Origin of the sequence: Streptomyces sp. CHD11, from assembly GCF_018638295.1 — a bacterium.
Classification (GTDB): domain Bacteria; phylum Actinomycetota; class Actinomycetes; order Streptomycetales; family Streptomycetaceae; genus Streptomyces.
Window position 1 is genome coordinate 1 of sequence record NZ_JABTTS010000011.1, and the last position, 19,878, is coordinate 19,878.

Sequence of the window (19,878 nt, forward strand, 5' to 3'; positions counted from 1 at the left end):
GGGCCCGGCGGAAGACCGCCGGGCCCACCCGTATCTGTCCAGCGGATCACGCCGGTACGCGCTCGCTCTCGTCGTCCCGCGACCGCGGCGGCGCCTGCGCCGCCGCTTCCGGCGACTCGTCGTGGGTCAGGTCCGGCATCCGGTCAAGCCACTTCGGCAGGTACCAGTTGCGCTCGCCGAGCAGGGCCATCACCGCCGGCAGCAGCACACCCCGGATGATCGTGGCGTCGATCAGCACCGCCGCCGCCAGGCCGACGCCCATCTGCTTCATGGACTGCATGGACAGCGTCCCGAAGATGGCGAACACGGCGACCATGATGACCGCGGCGCTGGTGACCACTCCGGCGGTGGTGACCACACCGTGCTGGATCGCGTCCCGTGTCGTACGGCCCCGCATCCGGGCCTCGCGGATCCGGGAGACCACGAAGACGTGGTAGTCCATCGACAGACCGAAGAGGATCACGAACAGGAACAGCGGCAGCCAGGTGATGATCGCGCCGACCCCCTCCGCGCCGACCAGGGACGCGCCCCAGCCGTGCTGGAAGACCGCCACGAGGATGCCGTACGCGGCGCCCACCGACAGCAGGTTCAGCACGATCGAGGTGATCGCGATGGTGACCGAGCGGAACGACAGCAGCATGAGCAGGAAGGCGAAGACCACCACGAAGAGGAAGACCGGCACCACGGAGCCGACCAGCTGGTCGTTGAAGTCCTTGTTCCCGGCGACCTGCCCGGTGATGGGCGCCTCGACCCCCTCCACCTTGCCCAGCGTGGCGGGCCGTACCTCGTCGCGCAGCTTGTCCAGGCTCTCGCCCGCCCTGTCCTGGTCGGAGCCGCCCACCAGCGGCACATGGACGAGGGCGACGTTCTGCCGGTCGTGCAGCGTGATCTCGACCGGGCCGCGCGAGGCACCCGAATCGACCGCCTGCTCACGGAAGTCGGCGAGCGCGGCCTGCACCTCGGGCGCGCTGATGTCGTCCGCCCTGACGACCACCTCGGCCGGATCGGAGCCGCCCGGGAACGCCTCGTTGACGCGGTTGTACGTCTGCACGATCGGCAGCGAGTCGCCGAACTCCTGGTTCAGCGTGAGGTTCTCCGTCTTCATCCCGACCGCGGGAGCGGCCACGGCGAGCAGCGCGCCGGTCGCCACCACGGCGGCCAGGAGCGGCTTGGCGAGCACCCGCTTCAGTACGGCGGTCCAGAACCGGCTGTCGTTGCCACCGCTCGTGCGACGCTTGCGCAGGAACGGCAGACGGCCCTTGTCGACCCGCTCGCCCAGCAGCGAGAGGAGCGCGGGCAGGACGGTGACGGAGCCGACCATGGCGACCGCCACGACCATCAGCGAGGCCAGGCCCATCGCCTCGAACTCGGCGATCCCGGTGAACAGCATGCCGGCCATGGCCACGCACACCGTGACACCGGAGACGACGATCGCCCGGCCGCTGGTCGCCGAGGCGATCCGCAGCGCCGTCTGCGCGTCCCGTCCGGCCGCCCGCTCCTCGCGCTCGCGGCGCAGATAGAACAGGCAGTAGTCGACACCGACGGCCAGACCCACCAGCAGCATCACCGAGTTCGCGGTCTCGCTCATCGGCTGGAGGTGGCTGACCAGGCCCATCAGACCCAGCGTCGCCATGATCGCGGTGATCGCCAGCGCCACCGGCAGCAGCGCCGCCACCAGCGCGCCGAACGCGATCAGCAGGATGCCGAGGGCCACCGGCACCGCGGAGTACTCGGCCTTCTTGAAGTCGTCGCCGAACGCGTCGTCGAACGTCTTCGTGATGCTGGCGCCGCCGATCTCCTCGATCCGCAGCGACTCGTGGTCCCGCTGGACCTCCGCGACGGCGTCGAGCACCGGCTCGACCCGCTCACCCGCGGTGGCCGAGTCGCCGCGCATGTCGAACTGGATCAGCGCGCTGCGCCCGTCCTCGGAGATGGTGTCGCTCTCGTACGGCGAGGTCACGTTCGTGATCTCGCCGGTCTTCTCCACCGCCGTGACGACCGCCGTGACCGCCGACCGGAACTCCTGGTCCGTGGCGGTCAGGCCCCCGTCCTTCGCCTGGACGAGTACGGTCTCGCCGGCCGGGTCCTCGATGCCGGCCTCCTCGACGATGTGGGCGGCGGCGTTGGTCTCCCCCTTGAGCTGGTCGCTGTCGCCGACATCGACCCGGCCGGCGGCCGAACCGAGTCCCATCGCCAGAACGACGAACAGCATCCAGATTCCGACGGCCGCCCATCGGTGCCGGGCGCTCCAGCCACCCGCCCGGGCGGCCAGGCCCCGGACCCGCGTATCTCCGTTCCCCATGACGGGCTCGCTCCCTCGTGTGCGGCAGCGACCCCTGCCGCCACCTTCCGCTCTCGAAGGTATGGCCCGGACAAGCGGGTCTCGTCGTGCTGGCCGGTGAAGCTTCGGAGGCCGGAGTCATCCCATCGGCGTTCCGTCCCTCCGCACTGGGGAGGACGGCGGTCCCCTACACGTATCCGGGCGTATAAGGGGCGACGGTCAGGGCGCGGGGTGCCGCCACCGGTTTCACAACCTTGTTGAATAAGTCACAGGTGCGGGGAGCGGTTGATCCGGGCCGCGTCGTTCCGCCAGAGTTTCGCGCAGTCCGCCGTGCGCGGGCCCGGCTGTCGTGCCCACCCCCACGGGGCACGACAGCCGTCCTAGGGTGTGCGGCATGGCGACGAGATACGCGGCGCTGCTGCGCGGGATCAACGTGGGCGGCAGCAGGAAAGTCCCGATGGCCGAACTGCGCACGCTCATGGAGGACTTGGGGTATGAGGGCGTACGCACCCATCTGCAGAGCGGCCAGGCGGTGTTCACTCCCGACCACGGCGACGAGGAGTCACTGGCCGCGGAGCTCTCCGCGGCGATCGAAGCGCACTTCGGCTTCGCCGTGGACGTGATCGTGCGCGACCACGCCTACCTGAAGGCTGTCGTCGAGGCCTGCCCGTACCCGGCCGGCGAGCTGGAGCCCAGGCAGCTCCACGTCACCTACTTCTCCGCACCCGTCACTCCCGACCGCTTCTCCGGCATCGACCAGGTGGCCCACCGGCCCGAGGAGTTCCGCCTCGGTGACCGTGCCCTCTACCTGTACGCCCCGAACGGGCTGGGCCGCTCCGGACTCGCCGAGCAGTTGTCCAGGCCTCGCGTCACCAAGGACGTCGTCGTCACCACCCGCAACTGGAACACGGTGACGAAACTCGTGGAACTCACGGGGGACTGAGGCTTGCGGACGGCGCACCTGTCAACGCATGCACTCCTGCCCGTCCGTCCGTCCGCCCGCCGTCACCCGTCGAGCGCACGCGTCAGGCGCCGACCGCCGTGAGCAGGGGCACCCGCGCCTCGTCGTACCGCTGCAGCAGCACCCGCGCCACCTCCGGCGCCGGACCGAGCACATCGGCCAGGACCTCCGCCTCCGCCGCGCCGAGGGCGATCCGGTCCGGCAGGCGGCCGGGAGCCAGGACATACGGCGCGACGGCGACGCGAGCGCAGCCGAGGGCGCGCAGCTCGCGGACCGCCTGCTCGGTGCGGGGGAGGGATGCGGAGGCGAACGCAGGCCGCACGGCGCACCAACCGGTGTGCCGCCACTCCCGCGCGATTTCTGCGATCACTGCGATCGCCTCCGGGTCGGAGGACCCCGCCGAGGCCAGCACGACCCCGGTCGAGGACTTGTCGGCGGGCGTGAGGCCCGCCTCGTACAGCCGGCGCTCCAGGGCCGAGAGCAGCAGCGGGGACGGGCCGAGCACCCCGGCCTGCCGGATCCGCAGCCGCGGAGGGGCCTGTGCCAGCACCGCCGGGATGTCCGACTTGGCGTGGAAGGCGCGGGTCAGCAGCAGCGGAAGGGCCACCACGTCACGGACTCCTTCCGCGTCCAGGGACTCCAGCACCCCATTCACCGAGGGAAGGGTGAAGTCCAGGAACCCGGTCTCCACCCGCAGCCCCGGCCGCAGCGACCGCACCCGCCGCACCAGGTCGTGCACGGTCGCGGCGTGCCGCGGATCGCGGCTGCCGTGGGCGATGACGAGAAGTACCGGACGACGCATGAGGTGCCTCAGCTCTTCACCAGCAGGCCGCGGCTGCGGAGCACCCAGCGTTCCAGGGGGCTGAAGATGAGCAGGTCGATGGCGATGCCGACGGTCAGGATGAGCAGGATGGCTTCGAAGACCATGGCCATGTCGCTGGCGTTGCGGCCGTTCTCCAGGAGTTGTCCGAGGCCGATGCCGAGGTCGGGGAAGGAGGCGATGATCTCGGCGGCCATGAGGGAGCGCCAGGAGAAGGCCCAGCCCTGTTTGAGGCCGGCGACGTAGCCGGGGAGCGCGGCGGGCAGGACGATGTGCCAGGTGCCCTTGAGTCCGGTCGCGCCGAGGGTGCGGCCGGCGCGCAGGAACAGCGGGGGTACCTGGGAGACGCCGGAGACCAGGCCGTTGGCGATGGAGGGGACGGCGCCGAGGAGGATGACGGCGTACATCATGGAGTTGTTCAGGCCCAGCCAGATCACCGCGGGCGGTACCCATGCCACCGAGGGCAGGGACTGCAGGCCGGACAGGATCGGGCCGATCGCGGCGCGGATCACCTTCACCCGTGCGACCAGCAGCCCCAGTGGGGTGCCGATCAGCAGGGCGAAGAAGAAGCCGAGCAGGCCGCGCGAGACGCTGGTCCAGATGTAGCCGAGCAACTCGCCCTGCAGCCAGGCCTGGTGGAGGACGTCCCACACCGCACCGGGCGAGGGCAGCTTGGTCGGATCGTCGACGATCTCGAAGGAGACCAGGGCCTGCCACACCGCCAGCACCAGCGCGACGGCGACGAACGGCGGCAGGACCTTCTCCCTCAAGGTCTGCCGCAGCGGCCGGCGGCCGGTGTGCACCGTCTCCAGGGCGTCGAGGCCCGCCTCCAGACCGGCGAGGTCGCCCCCGTCGCTGTCCTTGGCGGTCGTCTCAGTGCTGGCCATGACGGCGGATCTCCCCACGGAGTTCTTCGGTGATCTCTACGGACAGCTCCGCCACGGCGGTGTCCTCGATGCGGCGCGGATGCGGGATGCCGACCGTCCACTGACGGGCGATCCGGCCCGGACGGGAGGACAGCAGCACCACCCGCTGTGCCAGCCGGACCGCCTCGCGCACGTTGTGCGTCACGAACAGCACCGACAGGTGCGTCTCGCGCCAGATGCGGGTCAGTTCGTCGTGCAGCACGTCGCGTGTGATGGCGTCCAGGGCCGCGAACGGCTCGTCCATCAGCAGCAGGTTGCTCTCCTGGGCGAGCGCGCGGGCCAGCGCGACCCGCTGGCGCATACCGCCGGACAGCTCGTGCACCCGCTTGCCGTACGCGCCCTTCAGCCGGACGAGCTCCAGCAGCTCCTCGGTCCGCCCTCGCCGCTCGCCCTTCGGCACGCCCCGCAGTTTCAGCGCGAGTTCGATGTTCTTGCCCGCGGTCAGCCACGGGAAGAGGGCGTGCTCCTGGAACATCAGGGCGGGGCGGCCGTCCGTGGTGATCGTGCCGGTGCTGGGCTTGTCGAGGCCCGCGACCAGGTTCAGCAGTGTCGATTTGCCGCAGCCGGAGGCACCCAGGAGGGTGACGAACTCACCGGGTGCGACATCGAGGGTGATGTCGTCCAGCACGAGCTGCTGTCCGGCCGGGCCTGCGAACGACTTCGAGACATGCCCGATCCGGGCGGCGTGGGTGGCCGCCTCGGTGCCGTCGGCGGCCTTGGCGAGAGTCGTGGCCATGGTCGTCACCTCCTGGGAACTCTTCGTGATCCGGACTCAGCCGACGCCGAGGCCGGCGTCGTCGACGGCGGGCTCACCGGCGGCCTCGAGGACCTTGTTGAGCAGGGTGAGGTCGTAGATACCGTCGAGGTCGGGCTCTTCCAGCAGGCCCGCCTTGACGGCGTGTTCGGCCTGGACGTCGAGCGTCGACGCCAGGGGGTCGTCGGTGAACCGGATCGACTTCCACGCCGGGTCGAGTTCCTCGGCCGGCAGTGCCTTGCCGGAGTCGGCCTCCAGCTGCTTGTTGGCGGCCGCCTTCGCCTCCTCCGGGTGGGCGTTGATCCACTGGTTGGCCTCGACGGACGCCTTCAACACCGCCTCGACCGCCTTCGGATGCTCCTCGAGGAACTGTTGGCGCACGATGATGTTCGTGATCACGAACTTCTCGTCCGGCCACAGGGAGGCCTCGTCCAGCAGCACCTTGCCGCCCTGCGAGACCAGCTTCGACGCGGTCGGCTCCGGCACCCAGGCACCGTCGACCGATCCGGCCCTGAAGGCGTCGGGGGTGACCTTGTTGGCGCTGCGGACCACCGTGACGTCGCCCGTGCCGCTCTGGGCGTCGACCTTCCAGCCCTGCTCGGCCGCCCAGTTGAGGAACGCGACGTCCTGGGTGTTGCCGAGCTGCGGGGTCGCGATCCGCTTGCCCCTGACGTCCTTCAGCGACTTCACCTTGTCCGGGTTCACCACCAGGCTCACCCCGCCGGACGCCGAACCGCCGATGATCCGCAGGTTCTTGCCGCCGGACTTGGCGTAGCCGTTCACGGACGGGGAGGGGCCGATGAAGCCGATGTCGATGGAGCCGGAGTTCAGCGCCTCGATCTCCGACGGACCCGCGTTGAAGACGGCGTACTTCGCCTCCGTGCCGCCCAGTTCCTTCTGGAAGAGGCCCGTCTGCTTGCCCACCAGGGCGGTGCCGTGGGTGAGGTTGCCGAAGTAGCCGATCCGGACGGAGTCGAGTCCGTCGATCTTCTTCGCTCCGGCGGCGACCTTCACGGAGTCGTCGTCCTTCGCCTCGGACCCGTAGCCGCAGGCGGCCAGGGTGAGCAGCGGTAGCGCGGCCATCACCGCGAGGATGCGGCGCAGGGCGGTTGTGGCAGGCACGGGAGGTGTTCCTCTCGGAGGCCCGGCGGTCACGTCCGGTCAGATCGTGGCCGGGAGGTCGGCGGGTTTTCGTCTACGGCGGCGGGGGGTGAGGGCGCGCGAGCGGTGCGCGTACGTCATCGCACACATCGGCCCACCCCGCCCGTCCCGCTGCCGAGGGCCCCGCTGCCGACGCGGCCGCCCTCCTTCGCGAACGTGGAGTAGATATCGGGGGAGTTCATGCTCAGAAGTCCCATCCGTCGTCCTCTGCCTCGTCCTTGACCGGTTCGGGTGCGGCGAAGGATTCGCCGGCCATGCCGGCGGTGAGGGTGGTGCCGTCGTCGGGGTCGATGAGGATGAAGGATCCGGTGCGGCGTGAGTCGGCGTAGGAGTCGGCGGGGAGGGGTTCGGCGGTGCGGATCTTGACCCGGCCGATGTCGTTGGCGGTCAGCCGGCCGGGGTGGGGGTGCAGGGAGAGGTCGGCGAGGGTGAGGCGGGAGGGGATGTCCTTCACGAGGGCTTTGACGGTGCGGGTGCCGTGTTTGAGCAGGACCCGGTGGCCGATGGTGAGGGGGGCGTCGGCGACGTGGCAGACGGTGGCTTCGATGTCCTGGGTGGTGGTGGGTGCGTCCTGGGTGGGGACGATGAGGTCGCCGCGGGAGATGTCGATGTCGTCGGCGAGCAGGAGGGTCACCGATTGCAGTGTCCAGGCCGCTTCGACGGGCCGGCCGAGCAGGTCGATGCCGGTGACCGTGGTCGTCCGTCCGGAGGGCAGGACGGTGACGTCGTCGCCGATGCGGAAGGTGCCGGCGGCGATCTGGCCGGCGTAGCCGCGGTAGTCGGGGTGTTCGGCGCTCTGCGGGCGGATGACGTACTGCACGGGCAGCCGGGCGTGGCAGTGTGCGAGGTCGTGGCTGACCGGGACGGTCTCGAGGTGTTCCAGGACGGTGGGGCCGCCGTACCAGTCCATGTGCGCGGAGGGTTCGACGACGTTGTCGCCGGCGAGGGCGGAGATGGGGATGGCGGTGACCTCGGGGATGCCGAGTTCGGTGGCGTAGGCGGTGAATTCCTCGGCGATGGCGGCGAAGACGGGCTCGTGGTAGTCGACGAGGTCCATCTTGTTGACGGCGAGGACGACGTGGGGGACGCGCAGCAGGGCGGCGATGGCGGCGTGCCGGCGGGTCTGTTCGACGACGCCGTTGCGGGCGTCGACGAGGATCACGGTCAGTTCGGCGGTGGAGGCGCCGGTGACCATGTTCCGCGTGTACTGCACATGGCCGGGGGTGTCGGCGAGGATGAAGCGGCGCCGGGGGGTGGCGAAGTAGCGGTAGGCGACGTCGATGGTGATGCCCTGTTCGCGTTCGGCGCGCAGGCCGTCGGTGAGCAGCGCGAGGTCGGGGACGTCCTGGCCCCGGGAGGCGGAGGCGCGTTCCACGGCCTCCAGCTGGTCGGTCAGGACCGACTTGGAGTCGTGCAGCAGCCGGCCCACCAGGGTGGACTTGCCGTCGTCGACCGAACCGGCGGTCGCGAACCGCAGCAGCGTGGTGGCCGCGAGTTCCTCGGTGGTGATGGTGCTCATGGCTAGAAGTACCCCTCGCGCTTGCGGTCTTCCATCGCGGCCTCGGACATCCGGTCGTCGGCGCGGGTGGCACCGCGTTCGGTGAGCCGGGAGGCGGCGATCTCGGTGATCACCTTCTCGATGGTGTCGGCGTCGGAGTCGACCGCGCCGGTGCAGGACATGTCACCGACGGTGCGGTAGCGCACCCGCCGCTTCTCGACGCTCTCGCCGTCCCTGGGGCCGCCCCACTCACCGGCGGTCAGCCACATGCCACCGCGGGCGAACACCTCACGCTCGTGGGCGTAGTAGATCCGGGGCAGTTCGATGTTCTCGCGGGCGATGTACTGCCACACGTCCAGCTCGGTCCAGTTCGACAGCGGGAACACACGGACGTGTTCACCGGGGGCGTGCCGGCCGTTGTAGAGGTTCCACAGCTCGGGGCGCTGGCGGCGCGGGTCCCACTGGGAGAACTCGTCCCGCAGCGAGAACACCCGCTCCTTCGCCCGCGCCTTCTCCTCGTCCCGCCGCCCGCCGCCGAACACGGCGTCGAACCCCTCGCTCTGGATCTTCTCGGTGAGCGGCACGGTCTGCAGCGGGTTACGGGTGCCGTCCGGGCGCTCCCGGAGCTCCCCGCGGTCGATGTAGTCCTGCACGGAGGCGACATGCAGCCGCAGCCCGTGCCGGGCGACGGTGCGGTCCCGGTAGGCGAGGACCTCGGGGAAGTTGTGCCCGGTGTCCACGTGCAGCAGCGAGAACGGCACCGGCGCGGGCGTGAACGCCTTCAGCGCCAGGTGCAGCATCAGGATGGAGTCCTTGCCGCCGGAGAACAGGATCACCGGCTTCTCGAACTCACCCGCCACCTCACGGAAGATGTGCACCGCCTCGGACTCCAGGGCGTCCAGGTGGGAGAGGGCGTACGGGCTGGCCGTGCCCTCCTCGGCAGTGGCGACGGTTGTCATGCCAGTCCCCTTTCGCTGAGCAGGGCGTACACCGACGCCGCGGACTCCTGCACGGTCTGGTTCTGCGACTCGATCCGCAGGTCGGGCGTCTCGGGCTCCTCGTAGGGGTCGTCCACACCGGTGAGCCCGGTGAGTTCACCCGCTGCCTGCTTGGCGTACAGGCCCTTCACATCGCGTACCGAGCACACCTCGACCGGGGTCGCCACATGCACCTCGGCATACGGAGTGCCGTTCGCCGCGTGCCGCCCCCGCACCGCTTCCCGGCTGTCGGCGTACGGCGCGATCACCGGGACCAGCGCGGTGACGCCGTTGCGGGCGAGCAGTTCGGCGACGAAGCCGATGCGCTGCACGTTGGTGTGCCGGTCCTCGCGGGTGAAGCCGAGGCCCGCCGAGAGGAACTCGCGGATCTCGTCGCCGTCGAGCACCTCGACCCGCCCGCCCCGCTCGCGCAGCCGGGCGGCCAGTTCGTGGGCGATGGTGGTCTTGCCCGCACTCGGCAGACCCGTGAGCCAGACGGTGGCTCCGGTCGTCACGTCGCTCTCCTGAATCCGGGGGTTCGTCATCCGTGCAGTCCGCACTCGGTCTTGGAGCGGCCCGCCCAGCGGCCGGCGCGGGCGTCCTCGCCCTCCAGCACCCGGCGGGTGCAGGGCGCGCAGCCCACGGAGGCGTAGCCGTCCGTCAGCAGCGGGTTGGTGAGCACTCCGTGCTCGGCGACGTAGGAATCCACGTCGTCCTGGGTCCAGCGGGCGATGGGGGAGACCTTCACCTTGCGCCGCTTCTCGTCCCAGCCGACGACCGGGGTGTTCGCCCGGGTGGGGGACTCGTCGCGGCGCAGTCCGGTCGCCCAGGCCTGATAGCCCTTCAGGCCCTCCTCCAGCGGCCGCACCTTGCGCAGCGCGCAGCACAGGTCGGGGTCGCGGTCGTGCAGCTTCGGGCCGTACTCCGCGTCCTGTTCGGCGACCGTCTGCCGCGGCGTCAGCGTGATGAGGTTGACGTCCATCACGGCCTCGACCGCGTCCCGGGTACCGATGGTCTCCGGGAAGTGGTAGCCGGTGTCGAGGAACACCACGTCGACGCCGGGCAGCGCGCGGGAGGCGAGATGGGCGACCACCGCGTCCTCCATCGAGGAGGTCACGCAGAAGCGGCCGGCGAAGGTCGCCGCGGCCCACCGGAGGACGTGCAGGGCGGAGGCGTCCTCCAGATCCCGGCCCGCCTGCTCGGCGAGCTCCTTCAACTCCTGTGCCGTCCGCTCGTTCTGAACGGTCGTCATGTCCGGTCCTCTCCCGTGTCGGGGCGCCGCAGTCCACGGGCCAGCAGCCCGAGGAACTTCAGCTGGAAGGCTCGGTTGCACCCGCCGCATTCCCAGGTCCCGTGGCTTTGCTCCCCGGGACGCAGGTCCTCGTCGCCGCAGTAGGGGCAGTGGAACGGCGCGGCACGCTCGCTCACGACAGCGCCTCTTCCGGGGCGCGTCCGACCCAGGCCGCGAACCGCTCGCCGTCCTCACGCTCGGCCTGGAAACGCTTGAGGACCCGTTCGATGTAGTCGGGCAGGTCGTCGGCGGTGACCTTCAGCCCGCGCACCTTGCGGCCGAAGCCGGCCTCCAGGCCGAGCGCACCGCCGAGGTGCACCTGGTAACCCTCGACCTGCTCGCCCTCGTCGTCGAGCATCAGCTGGCCCTTGAGACCGATGTCCGCCACCTGGATGCGGGCGCAGGCGTTCGGGCATCCGTTGAGGTTGATGGTGATGGGTTCGTCGAAGTCCGGGATGCGGCGCTCGAGTTCGTCGATCAGCGAGGCGCCGCGCGCCTTGGTCTCGACGATGGCGAGCTTGCAGAACTCGATGCCGGTGCAGGCCATGGTCCCGCGCCGGAAGGGGGAGGGACTGGCGCTGAGGTCCAGCGCCTCCAGGGACTCGACGAGGGAGTCGACCTGGCCCTCCCCGACGTCGAGAATGATCATCTTCTGTTCGACGGTGGTCCGCACCCGGCCCGAGCCGTGGGCCTCCGCGAGGTCCGCGATCTTCGTGAGGGTGGTGCCGTCCACGCGGCCGACGCGCGGGGCGAAGCCGACGTAGTAACGGCCGTCCTTCTGGCGGTGCACACCGATGTGGTCGCGCCACAGCTGCGACGGCTGTTCGGGCGCGGGTCCGTCGGTCAGCTTGCGCTTCAGGTACTCGTCCTCCAGTACCTGCCGGAACTTCTCCGCGCCCCAGTCGGCGACCAGGAACTTCAGCCGGGCACGGTTGCGCAGCCGGCGGTAGCCGTAGTCGCGGAAGATCGACAGGACGCCCTCGTAGACGTCGGGCACATCCTCGCCGGCCACCCAGGTGCCCAGCCGCACGCCCAGCTTGGGGTTGGTGGACAGACCGCCGCCGACCCACAGGTCGAAACCCGGCCCGTGCTCGGGGTGGACCACGCCGACGAACGCGACGTCGTTGATCTCGTGCACCACGTCGAGGACGGGCGAACCGGAGATGGCCGTCTTGAACTTCCGCGGCAGATTCGAGTACGCCTTGTTGCCCAGGACGCGGCGCTTGATCTCGTCCAGCGCGGGGGTGCCGTCGATGATCTCGTCCTCGGCGATGCCGGCGACGGGCGAGCCGATCATCACGCGGGGGGTGTCGCCGCAGGCGGTGACCGTGGACAGGCCGACGCCCTCCAGACGGTTCCAGATCTCCGGCACGTCCTCGATGCGGATCCAGTGGTACTGGACGTTCTGCCGGTCGGTGATGTCGGCGGTGCCGCGCGCGAACTCCTGCGAGACCTCGCCGATCACCCGGAGCTGGCGGGTCGTCAGCGCTCCGCCGTCGATCCGCACCCGCAGCATGAAGTACTTGTCGTCCAGCTCCTCCGGCTCCAGGACCGCGGTCTTGCCGCCGTCGATCCCGGGCTTGCGCTGGGTGTACAGACCCCACCACCGCATCCGGCCACGCAGGTCGTTGGGGTCGATCGAGTCGAAACCGCGCTTGGAGTAGATCGTCTCAATACGTGTCCGCACATTGAGACCGTCGTCGTCCTTCTTGACCTGCTCGTTGCCGTTGAGTGGCGTCAGATGCCCCACGGCCCACTGTCCCTCTCCGCGGTGACGGCTCACCTTGCGGCGGGGAGTCGCGGCGGCAGGCTTCTGCGCGGCGGCAGGGTTCTGCGGGGTGGCGGCCATGGTTGATACGTCCTTCGGGACAGGCGTGAATGCGTCTCTGACCTGCGCATGCAGGCGCACGGTGGGAGTGCGCGTCTTTGCGCGGGGAGTGAGTGAAGAAGGAAATGCCGGGCGGTGCTGGGTGTTCTCAGCGCGCCGGACAGATGGCGCTGGACATGCGGCCGAGGTCGACGTGCCGCCGACTCACCAAGGCGATTCCAGTTCCAGGCATGGCGGAAGCCTGGCACGGCCGTCTGGACACAGTCCACCGTTATCCGAAATGTGGACACCCTGGTCTCGAAATGAGAGACGAGGGTGTCCTTGGTCACACGAGCCGTCCGCGGTCTTGCCGATGCCGGTCAGGCCGGGTAGGCCCCCGGCCACGGGCCCGGAGCCGGCACCGCCGGCTCGTTCTCGACCTTGGTGTCGAACAGGGTGAAACCCCGGCGCCGGTAGTTGCCCAGGGCGAACTCGCCGTCCTTGCTGCAGGTATGCAGCCACACCCGGGTGGTCGGTTTCAGCCCGGGCCGGCGGTCCGCCAGGTCCCAGGCGCGGGCCGTGCCGTACGACAGCAGATGGCCGCCGATGCGGCGCCCGCGGAAGGCGGGGAGGAGACCGAAGTAGACGATCTCGACGACCCCCTCCTCCTGCGCCTGAAGCTCCACGTACCCCGCCGGCGTGCCGCGGTCGAGGGCGACCCACGTCTCCACCCCGGGCCGGTCCAGATGCTCCAGCCACTGCGCGTACGTCCAGCCCAGCCGGTCGGTCCAGCGGATGTCACCGCCGACCGACGCGTACAGGAAACGGCTGAACTCGGGGGAGGGCACCTCGGAGCGGACCACCCGTACATCCCCCTCGGGCACTGCGGCCGGACGGAGATCGGTGGGCGCGGTCTGCTCCAGGGACCAGGTGGTCACGGAGAGGGTCGTCATGTCCGGAAGGTAACCACCCGGGCCCCGTCCCTGTCGAACGCCTGCTCAGGCCCCGGACGGGCACCTCATGGGCTGCCCCGGCCGCAGCCGGGGCAGTCCGGCCCTGAGCAGTCACCGGCAGAAGGATCAGGGCGGTCCGACGCCGGCGGCCGGACCGCGGTGCGGAACGCGGACGAGGGTGTCCGGCCGGCCCTCCGGGGGACCTCCCGGGGGATGGAGGCAGCTTGCTTCCCGGTACTGCTTTCCCGTGGTTCCCGTGGTTCCCGTGGTTCCCGTGGGTCTCTAGTCGTCGTCCAGGGACCGGTCCACCGACGTCAGGGGCAGCGCGAAGAGCATCCGTCCGGACTGGGACCACACCTCGCCCGTCTCCTGCCAGTAGGACAGGGATGTCGCCTCGCCGCTCCAGCAGCGGTGCGTCTCGTCCGCCCCGCAGCGGGTGGGACGGGCCCCGTCGGTGTCCTGCCGCCACAGGGTGCCGCGCTCGTCCGGCGTCCCGGTCATCCGGCCCAGATACCAGCCCGACCGGTACGACAGCACGCTGCGTACATGGGTCAGCTCCGTCTCGTACACCGCGACCGGGTCCGGTTCCAGGAGTCCGGCGCGCTCCGGGCCGGCGCCGAAGGAGTACCGCCACAGCCGGGTCGGCCCGTCCTCGTCCGCGGGCGCCGCCTCGTGGGCGACCAGGCTGTCGGGTGCGGTGCTGCGGTCCAGCGAGATGCCGCCCGGCTGCGGGGCTCCGGCGCCGGCCGTCCGGTAGGAGGCGACCGCCGGGAGGACGTACCGCGCCCCGGCCGCCGACCAGCCGCCGGGCACCCGGCCGACGGGCGTGCCCTCCACGGTCGCCCGCAGTACGCGGTCCAGGTCGTACACGTACAGTGCGCCGCCCTCGCCCCGGCCCGTGGTCACCAGCAGTTTGTCCTGGTACCAGACCATGCCGGACACGGTGGAACCCAGCCCGCGGTAGTCACGGCCCCCGTCCACCGGAACGGCGAGCAGCGCCCAGGTGTAGCGGGGTTCGCCGGTGTCACCGGCGTTCACGAAGGCGACCCGGGCGAGCCCCTGCTCCGCCGCCGAGCCCGAACTCCGGCTCCACCCGGAGAGGATGACCCGGTGCGCTCCCCAGCGGCCGTCCTCCTCCGCGTCCCCGGAGGTGGTGACCGCACCGGGCCGCCAGCCGTCGGTGTCCTCGCCGGGCCAGCAGTACGCCTGTGTGGCGGACGGTTCGACGGGCAGGGCGCGCCGGTCGTCGTCCGTGCAGTCCTCCGCGTCACTCAGTGCGCCGTCCGGGTCGGCGAGCACGGCGGAGACCCCGACGGGCCGGCCCATGCCCCGGGCGAGGCGGTCGAGCGCCGCACCCGGAACGTCGTGCCCGGTCAGCCGCAGCGGCGTGGTCTCGGTGGACGCGGTCAGCGGCTTCAGCGCACCGGGATCGTCGGCGTCGGTGGCCTGGGAAGCGCTGATCATGGTCGCCGCCGCGGTCAGCGCGAGGGCGGTTCCGGCCAGCCCGGCGCGCAGGGCCCTGCCCTGCCTGCGCCGGCGGTGCCTGCCGCGATGCCTCATATCGTCCTCCCGGGGCGAGCCGACTGCGTCCGCTGATCCGTGGGTTGACCGTGGAGCAGTTGGGGTGCCCGTACCGGGATGCTACGGCAGCCGGCCGCCCCGGGTGACGAGGACCCCACAAATATGCGAACCGACCGCCCCAAGAAGCACGGCCACGTCACATACCCGCCCACACGGCAGCGTCCTGGCCCACAGGGGCGCGGAGAACCGCGCAAAAGGGAGAGCTGGGGGCGCAGTCCCCGGGGACGGTGGGGGCGCCTCCCGCTCGAGCGAAGCCGAGGGTGGGGGAGGGAAGGGGCGGGGGTGAAATCCCCACGCCCGCTACGGCCTTCGGCCCCGCAGGTCTCAGTGCCCCCGCGCCGCCGTGAGGCGGTCGTGCGAGTGAGGGAACAGGGGGTCGGGCTGCTCGGGGAGAAGGATGTCCACCTCGGCCGACTCGGTGAAGCGGTACGGGCGGTGGTCCAGCAGCGGGCCCAGATAGCGGCGCACGCGGGACATCTCCGCGCGTACCGTCACCGTGCGCCCGGGATCGCCGAAGACCGCCTCGGCGAGGGCCGCCGCGCTGCGCCCGGCAGGGCGCACGGCCAGCAGATACAGCAACTCGGCGTGCCGTGGGCTCAGTTCGCGGGCCCAGGAGCCGGCTCCGCCGGACACCTCGACCGACCAGCGGCGCGGCTCCCGCAGGTCCAGCACGATCCTCGTCCCGGCACGTGCCACCGGTTCGTCCGCCGCCCGCACCAGCCAGCCCCCGGCCAGCGGCTCCACCGAGCACCGTCCCAGGACGGGCAGCCATCGCATGCCCGCCGACACCGACTTGGGCAGTGCCAGCCGCTCCGTGTACGGCATCCCCGTCACCGCCGCCGTCCACCCGTGCCGGTCCACCACCAGCGCACGCCCGCCCGCCCGGGCCAGCAGCGGTGCCGCCACCGTGCGCAGCCGCTCCAGCGACCGCACATGCGTCTCCCGCAGCCGCGCCTCGGCGAGCTTCGCCACCGAGTCGACCCAGGCCAGCGTGGCCGGGTGCATCGTCTCCAGCGGACCGCTCACATCCACCACGCCGATCAGCCGGCCGTCCCGGGGATCCGTGATCGGTGCCCCCGCACACGTCCAGGTGGCGTGCGACCGTACGAAATGCTCGGAAGCGAACACCTGTACGGGGCGCCCCGTGACCGCCGGTGTGCCCACGCCGTTGGTGCCGACGACCTCCTCACGCCAGTCCGCGCCGACCTCCAAGCCCAGCCCGTCCGCCTTGCGCAGCACCGGCGCACTGCCCTCCCGCCACAGCACCCGCCCCTCCTCGTCGGCCACCACCACGATGTGACGGGCGACGTCGGCGACCGACAGCAGCCCTTCCCGCAGCACCGGCAGCACCTGCCGCAGCGTCGACGTCTCCCGGCGCCGCCGCACCTCCTCGCGGGACAGCAGCCCACTGCGGAAATCACGCTCGGGGTCCACACCGCCGCGCAGCATCCGCTCCCAGGACTGCCCGATCACCGGCCGGGGAGCCATGGGCATGCGCTGCCCGGACAGTGCGGCGGAACGGACCTCGTCGAGCACCCGCGCCGCACGCGCCGTGTCGACGGCGGCCAGCTGCGACACGTCCATCGGCGAGAGCGCCACCGGACCTCCCGGAAGAAAGCTGTCGGACCCAGAACCCCATACTGCCGTCTGCCCGCGGTGAAGACGCTCAGTACAGGGACGGGAACAGTAAGTTGCAACCCCTTGCAACCCTGGTGGACCGCCGGGGACTGTTTGAAGATTGATCGACGCCGTCCCGAGCGGCGTCCACGGCTCTCAAGGGGCCCGTGCGGCGGGGGTGGTGCCGTGTCGGCGCAGCACCACCCCCGCGTTCGCCTGTCGGCCGGACCTGCGCGCGCGGCTTGCCGCGCGGCGGAAGCCGCGGGCAGCGGGTGGCTGGTCGCGCAGTTCCCCGCGCCCCTCGGATCAGGAGACGGGCCGGGCCCGCTCCACCACCGATGCCAGGTCCAGTGTGTGCGGCAGCGTCCCGAAGGCCGCGCCCGCGTCGCCGCCCAGCCGGGACGCGCAGAACGCGTCCGCCACCTCGGGCGGCGCGTACCGCACCAGCAGCGATCCCTGGAGCACCAGCGCGAGCCGTTCCACCAGCCGCCGCGCCCGGCCCTCGACGCCCTCCAGATCGGCCATCTCCGTCAGCAGGTCCTTGACCGCCGCGTCCAGCCGGTGATCGGCCCCCCGTGCCTGTCCGACCTCCCGCAGATACGCGTCCAGCGCCGCCGGCTCCCGGCGCAGCGCCCGCAGCACGTCCAGCGCCTGGACATTGCCCGCGCCCTCCCAGACGGAGTTCAGCGGCGACTCCCGCACCAGCCGGGGCATGCCCGACTCCTCCACGTACCCGTTGCCGCCCAGGCACTCCGCCGCCTCCACCGCGAGCGGCGCACACCGCTTGGTCACCCAGTACTTCGCGGCCGGCACCGCGATCCGCAGCAGCGCCCGCTCCTGCTCACCGCCGTCGTCGTACGCCGCCGCCAGCCGCAGCGCCAGCGTGGTGGCCGCCTCCGACTCCAGCGCCAGATCGGCCAGTACGTTGCGCATCAGCGGCTTGTCGGCGAGCTTGCCGCCGAACGCCTCCCGGTAGGTGCAGTGGTGCACCGCCTGCGCCACCGCCTGCCGCATCAGCCCCGCCGAGCCCAGCACACAGTCGAGCCGGGTCGCCGCCACCATCCCGATGATGGTGGGCACCCCGCGCCCTTCCTCGCCGACCCGGCGCGCCCACGTCCCGGCGAACTCGACCTCGGCCGACGCGTTGGACCGGTTGCCCAGCTTGTCCTTCAGCCGCTGGATCAGGAACACGTTGCGCGTGCCGTCCTCCAGCACCCGCGGCACCAGGAAACACGTCAGCCCCCCGGGCGCCCGCGCCAGCACCAGGAAGGCGTCCGACATCGGTGCCGAGCAGAACCACTTGTGCCCGGTCAGCTCGTACGCGCCGTCCTCGGCCAGCGGCCGCGCGGCCGTCGTGTTCGCCCGTACGTCGCTGCCGCCCTGTTTCTCCGTCATGCCCATCCCGAACAGCGCGCCGGGCTTCTGCCCGGGGGGCCGCAGCGCACGGTCGTAGACCGTCGACATCAGCCGGGGCTCCCACTCCGCCGCCAGCGCCGGATCCGTGCGCAGCGCCGGCACCGCCGCGTGGGTCATCGACAGCGGGCACCCGTTGCCCGCCTCCGCCTGCGTCCACATCAGGAACGCCGCCGCCCGCCGCACGTGCCCGCCCGGCCGCCCCCACGCCCCCGTCAGCCCCGCCGAGACCCCCTTGCCGAGCAGCCGGTGCCAGGCGGGATGGAAGTCGACCTCGTCGATCCGGTGACCGTAGCGGTCGTGGGTGCGCAGCCGCGGCGGATACTCGTTGGCCTGCACCCCCCACTCCTGTACCTGAGCGGACCCGACCGCCCGCCCGAGCCCCGACAGCTCGCCGAGGCCCTCGTCCAGCACGTCGGCCGCCAGATGCCGCTCGACCGCCTCCGTCAGAGCCCGGTCGGCGCCGAAGACGTCGTACTGCACGAGTGGGGGAGCCTGGTTGGTCACGGTGTGCGTGGTGCCTGCCATGCCCCGAACGTACCCCGCGGCGGGCCGGCCTCACCCCGCGATCCCGCCTCCGGGTGAGTGCGACCAGGCACGACGGATACCTTTGGTTCGTGCAGCCAGCAAGTGAATCCCCAGACGAGCCCTCCGGCCGCCTCCACCGGGCCAGGGCCCTCTACCGCAATGTCTCCAAGCGCAGGACCGCCTGGCTGCTGCTCAAGGACACCGTCAACTCCTGCATGGAGTACCGCATCCTCGGCCTGGCGGCGGAGGCGGCGTTCTTCACCCTGCTGTCGGTGCCCCCGCTGCTGCTCAGCATGATCGGCCTGCTCGGCTACGTCGACGCCTGGACCGGCGCCGACACCATCCAGAGTCTGCAGCGCAACCTCCTGGACGCCTCCCGCACGGTCCTCTCCGACCGGGGCGTGAGCCAGATCGCGGAGCCGATCCTGCGGGACGTGACCAAGGGCGGCCGGCCCGATGTGATCTCCCTCGGCTTCCTGATCGCCGTGTGGTCGGGCTCCCGCGCGGTGAACGTCTTCATCGAGACCATCACCGTCATGTACGGCCTCGACGGCGTCCGGGGCATCGTGAAGACCCGGCTGCTGGCCTTCCTGCTGTTCATCGTGGCCCTGCTGATCGGATCGATCGCGCTGCCGCTGATGGTCGCGGGACCGGACGCGGTCGTGGAGATCGTGCCCTGGTCGACGACGCTCGTCCAGATCCTGTACTGGCCGGTCGTGATCCTGCTGTCCGTCGCCTTCCTGACCACGCTCTACCACGTCTCCGTACCCGTGCGCTCGCCCTGGATCGAGGACGTGCCCGGCGCGCTGGTCGCCCTCGGCATGTGGGTGTTCGGCAGCTTCCTGCTGCGGATCTACCTGACCAACACCGTCGAGGGCCCGACCATCTACGGTTCCCTCGCCGCCCCCGTCGCCGTCCTGCTGTGGATCGGGGTCTCCGCGTTCGCCGTGCTCGTCGGCGCCGCGGTCAACGCGGCGATCGACCGGGTCTGGCCGGCCGCCGCGACGGCGGCGGCCCGCGAGGCGAACGAGCGGATGCGGCAGGCGCAGGTCGCCGAGTACGTCGCCCGCACCGCCGTCACGGCCGGCGAGGCCGACCCCGACATGCCGTCCGAGTTCCCCGAACGCTGGTCCCGCTTCCTTCCCCCGGAGGACGTCACCGCCCGCCTGCGCGCCCACCCGAAGCCGATCCACCCGGGAAACCGCGACACCCCGCCGCCCCCGGAAGGGAAGTGAGCCTTCCCGACCGGCCAGACCTGCCCAGCCCCTCCGGCGATTCCTGCCCCAGCCCTTCCGGCGATCGAGGAGCGG

Annotated in this window: 18 protein-coding genes; 2 read left to right on the forward strand and 16 right to left on the reverse strand. The window is 71.3% G+C overall.

From position 1 onward, the window contains the following. Window positions 1–46: 46 nt before the first annotated feature. Window positions 47–2,302, reverse strand: coding sequence for an MMPL family transporter (locus HTV45_RS14685; RefSeq protein ID WP_215206202.1), 2,256 nt, complete (start codon window positions 2,300–2,302; stop codon window positions 47–49). A 373-nt stretch (window positions 2,303–2,675) separates the two neighbouring features. On the opposite strand from HTV45_RS14685, the gene HTV45_RS14690 reads away from it, so the two are divergent. Beyond that, a complete protein-coding gene (locus tag HTV45_RS14690) occupies window positions 2,676–3,224 on the forward strand; it encodes a DUF1697 domain-containing protein (RefSeq protein WP_215206203.1) in 549 nt (182 codons plus the stop codon). A gap of 82 nt (window positions 3,225–3,306) precedes the next feature. On the opposite strand, the gene HTV45_RS14695 is transcribed toward HTV45_RS14690, so the two are convergent. From HTV45_RS14695 to HTV45_RS14760, 15 genes are all read right to left on the reverse strand, one after another. Next, window positions 3,307–4,044 (reverse strand): sirohydrochlorin chelatase, encoded by a 738-nt coding sequence (locus HTV45_RS14695; protein ID WP_215206204.1) that lies wholly within the window; start codon window positions 4,042–4,044, stop codon window positions 3,307–3,309. Between the two features lie 8 nt (window positions 4,045–4,052). Continuing rightward, on the reverse strand, window positions 4,053–4,949 hold the full coding sequence (locus HTV45_RS14700; protein ID WP_215206205.1) for an ABC transporter permease: 897 nt from the start codon (window positions 4,947–4,949) through the stop codon (window positions 4,053–4,055). Next, window positions 4,936–5,724, reverse strand: a complete 789-nt coding sequence (locus HTV45_RS14705) for an ABC transporter ATP-binding protein (protein WP_215206206.1) — start codon at window positions 5,722–5,724, stop codon at window positions 4,936–4,938. Before HTV45_RS14705 ends, HTV45_RS14700 begins: the two co-directional genes overlap by 14 nt. A gap of 36 nt (window positions 5,725–5,760) precedes the next feature. After that, window positions 5,761–6,864 carry an aliphatic sulfonate ABC transporter substrate-binding protein gene (locus tag HTV45_RS14710; RefSeq protein ID WP_215206207.1) on the reverse strand — a complete coding sequence of 368 codons (1,104 nt, stop codon included), beginning with the start codon at window positions 6,862–6,864 and terminating at the stop codon, window positions 5,761–5,763. Window positions 6,865–7,087: 223 nt separating this feature from the next. Next, window positions 7,088–8,422 (reverse strand): sulfate adenylyltransferase subunit 1, encoded by a 1,335-nt coding sequence (locus tag HTV45_RS14715; protein WP_215206208.1) that lies wholly within the window; start codon window positions 8,420–8,422, stop codon window positions 7,088–7,090. Between the two features lie 2 nt (window positions 8,423–8,424). Next, window positions 8,425–9,360: a sulfate adenylyltransferase subunit CysD gene (gene cysD / locus HTV45_RS14720; RefSeq protein ID WP_215206209.1), complete on the reverse strand. Its 936-nt coding sequence runs from the start codon at window positions 9,358–9,360 to the stop codon at window positions 8,425–8,427. Beyond that, window positions 9,357–9,923, reverse strand: a complete 567-nt coding sequence (cysC, locus tag HTV45_RS14725; protein ID WP_251692112.1) for an adenylyl-sulfate kinase — start codon at window positions 9,921–9,923, stop codon at window positions 9,357–9,359. The genes cysD and cysC overlap by 4 nt, the downstream gene beginning before the upstream one ends. Continuing rightward, entirely contained in the window at window positions 9,920–10,630 is a 711-nt protein-coding gene (locus tag HTV45_RS14730; RefSeq protein WP_215206211.1) for a phosphoadenylyl-sulfate reductase, read from the reverse strand. Before HTV45_RS14730 ends, cysC begins: the two co-directional genes overlap by 4 nt. Continuing rightward, window positions 10,627–10,806: a hypothetical protein gene (locus tag HTV45_RS14735; RefSeq protein WP_215206212.1), complete on the reverse strand. Its 180-nt coding sequence runs from the start codon at window positions 10,804–10,806 to the stop codon at window positions 10,627–10,629. Before HTV45_RS14735 ends, HTV45_RS14730 begins: the two co-directional genes overlap by 4 nt. Then, window positions 10,803–12,518: a nitrite/sulfite reductase gene (locus HTV45_RS14740; RefSeq protein WP_215206213.1), complete on the reverse strand. Its 1,716-nt coding sequence runs from the start codon at window positions 12,516–12,518 to the stop codon at window positions 10,803–10,805. The genes HTV45_RS14735 and HTV45_RS14740 overlap by 4 nt, the downstream gene beginning before the upstream one ends. Before the next feature lie 127 nt (window positions 12,519–12,645). Beyond that, entirely contained in the window at window positions 12,646–12,729 is an 84-nt protein-coding gene (locus HTV45_RS35215; protein WP_310887545.1) for a putative leader peptide, read from the reverse strand. 127 nt (window positions 12,730–12,856) lie between these two features. Beyond that, complete coding sequence (locus HTV45_RS14745) at window positions 12,857–13,429, reverse strand: GNAT family N-acetyltransferase (RefSeq protein WP_215206214.1); 573 nt, start codon at window positions 13,427–13,429, stop codon at window positions 12,857–12,859. A 282-nt stretch (window positions 13,430–13,711) separates the two neighbouring features. Beyond that, the gene (locus tag HTV45_RS14750; RefSeq protein ID WP_215206215.1) at window positions 13,712–14,989 is read right to left on the reverse strand and encodes a hypothetical protein; all 1,278 of its coding nucleotides are present in this window, start codon (window positions 14,987–14,989) and stop codon (window positions 13,712–13,714) included. Window positions 14,990–15,334: 345 nt separating this feature from the next. Then, a complete protein-coding gene (locus HTV45_RS14755; RefSeq protein ID WP_215206314.1) occupies window positions 15,335–16,594 on the reverse strand; it encodes a helix-turn-helix domain-containing protein in 1,260 nt (419 codons plus the stop codon). 339 nt (window positions 16,595–16,933) lie between these two features. Next, window positions 16,934–18,568, reverse strand: coding sequence for an acyl-CoA dehydrogenase family protein (locus HTV45_RS14760; protein ID WP_215206216.1), 1,635 nt, complete (start codon window positions 18,566–18,568; stop codon window positions 16,934–16,936). Between the two features lie 89 nt (window positions 18,569–18,657). Here HTV45_RS14760 and HTV45_RS14765 point away from each other — a divergent pair, with 89 nt between their 5' ends. Continuing rightward, window positions 18,658–19,803, forward strand: a complete 1,146-nt coding sequence (locus HTV45_RS14765) for a YihY/virulence factor BrkB family protein (RefSeq protein ID WP_215206217.1) — start codon at window positions 18,658–18,660, stop codon at window positions 19,801–19,803. Window positions 19,804–19,878 lie beyond the last annotated feature (75 nt).

What these genes read in the sequence shown, in the direction of transcription:
- cysD (WP_215206209.1), bottom strand. Translation starts at nt 9,360, where the DNA reads ATGACAACCGTCGCCACTGCCGAGGAGGGCACGGCCAGCCCGTACGCC.
- HTV45_RS14745 (WP_215206214.1), bottom strand. Translation starts at nt 13,429, where the DNA reads ATGACGACCCTCTCCGTGACCACCTGGTCCCTGGAGCAGACCGCGCCC.
- HTV45_RS14740 (WP_215206213.1), bottom strand. Translation starts at nt 12,518, where the DNA reads ATGGCCGCCACCCCGCAGAACCCTGCCGCCGCGCAGAAGCCTGCCGCC.
- HTV45_RS14700 (WP_215206205.1), bottom strand. Translation starts at nt 4,949, where the DNA reads ATGGCCAGCACTGAGACGACCGCCAAGGACAGCGACGGGGGCGACCTC.
- HTV45_RS14690 (WP_215206203.1), top strand. Translation starts at nt 2,676, where the DNA reads ATGGCGACGAGATACGCGGCGCTGCTGCGCGGGATCAACGTGGGCGGC.
- HTV45_RS14705 (WP_215206206.1), bottom strand. Translation starts at nt 5,724, where the DNA reads ATGGCCACGACTCTCGCCAAGGCCGCCGACGGCACCGAGGCGGCCACC.
- HTV45_RS14715 (WP_215206208.1), bottom strand. Translation starts at nt 8,422, where the DNA reads ATGAGCACCATCACCACCGAGGAACTCGCGGCCACCACGCTGCTGCGG.
- HTV45_RS14755 (WP_215206314.1), bottom strand. Translation starts at nt 16,594, where the DNA reads ATGGACGTGTCGCAGCTGGCCGCCGTCGACACGGCGCGTGCGGCGCGG.
- HTV45_RS14685 (WP_215206202.1), bottom strand. Translation starts at nt 2,302, where the DNA reads ATGGGGAACGGAGATACGCGGGTCCGGGGCCTGGCCGCCCGGGCGGGT.
- HTV45_RS14750 (WP_215206215.1), bottom strand. Translation starts at nt 14,989, where the DNA reads ATGAGGCATCGCGGCAGGCACCGCCGGCGCAGGCAGGGCAGGGCCCTG.
- cysC (WP_251692112.1), bottom strand. Translation starts at nt 9,923, where the DNA reads ATGACGAACCCCCGGATTCAGGAGAGCGACGTGACGACCGGAGCCACC.
- HTV45_RS14695 (WP_215206204.1), bottom strand. Translation starts at nt 4,044, where the DNA reads ATGCGTCGTCCGGTACTTCTCGTCATCGCCCACGGCAGCCGCGATCCG.
- HTV45_RS14730 (WP_215206211.1), bottom strand. Translation starts at nt 10,630, where the DNA reads ATGACGACCGTTCAGAACGAGCGGACGGCACAGGAGTTGAAGGAGCTC.
- HTV45_RS35215 (WP_310887545.1), bottom strand. Translation starts at nt 12,729, where the DNA reads ATGCCTGGAACTGGAATCGCCTTGGTGAGTCGGCGGCACGTCGACCTC.
- HTV45_RS14760 (WP_215206216.1), bottom strand. Translation starts at nt 18,568, where the DNA reads ATGGCAGGCACCACGCACACCGTGACCAACCAGGCTCCCCCACTCGTG.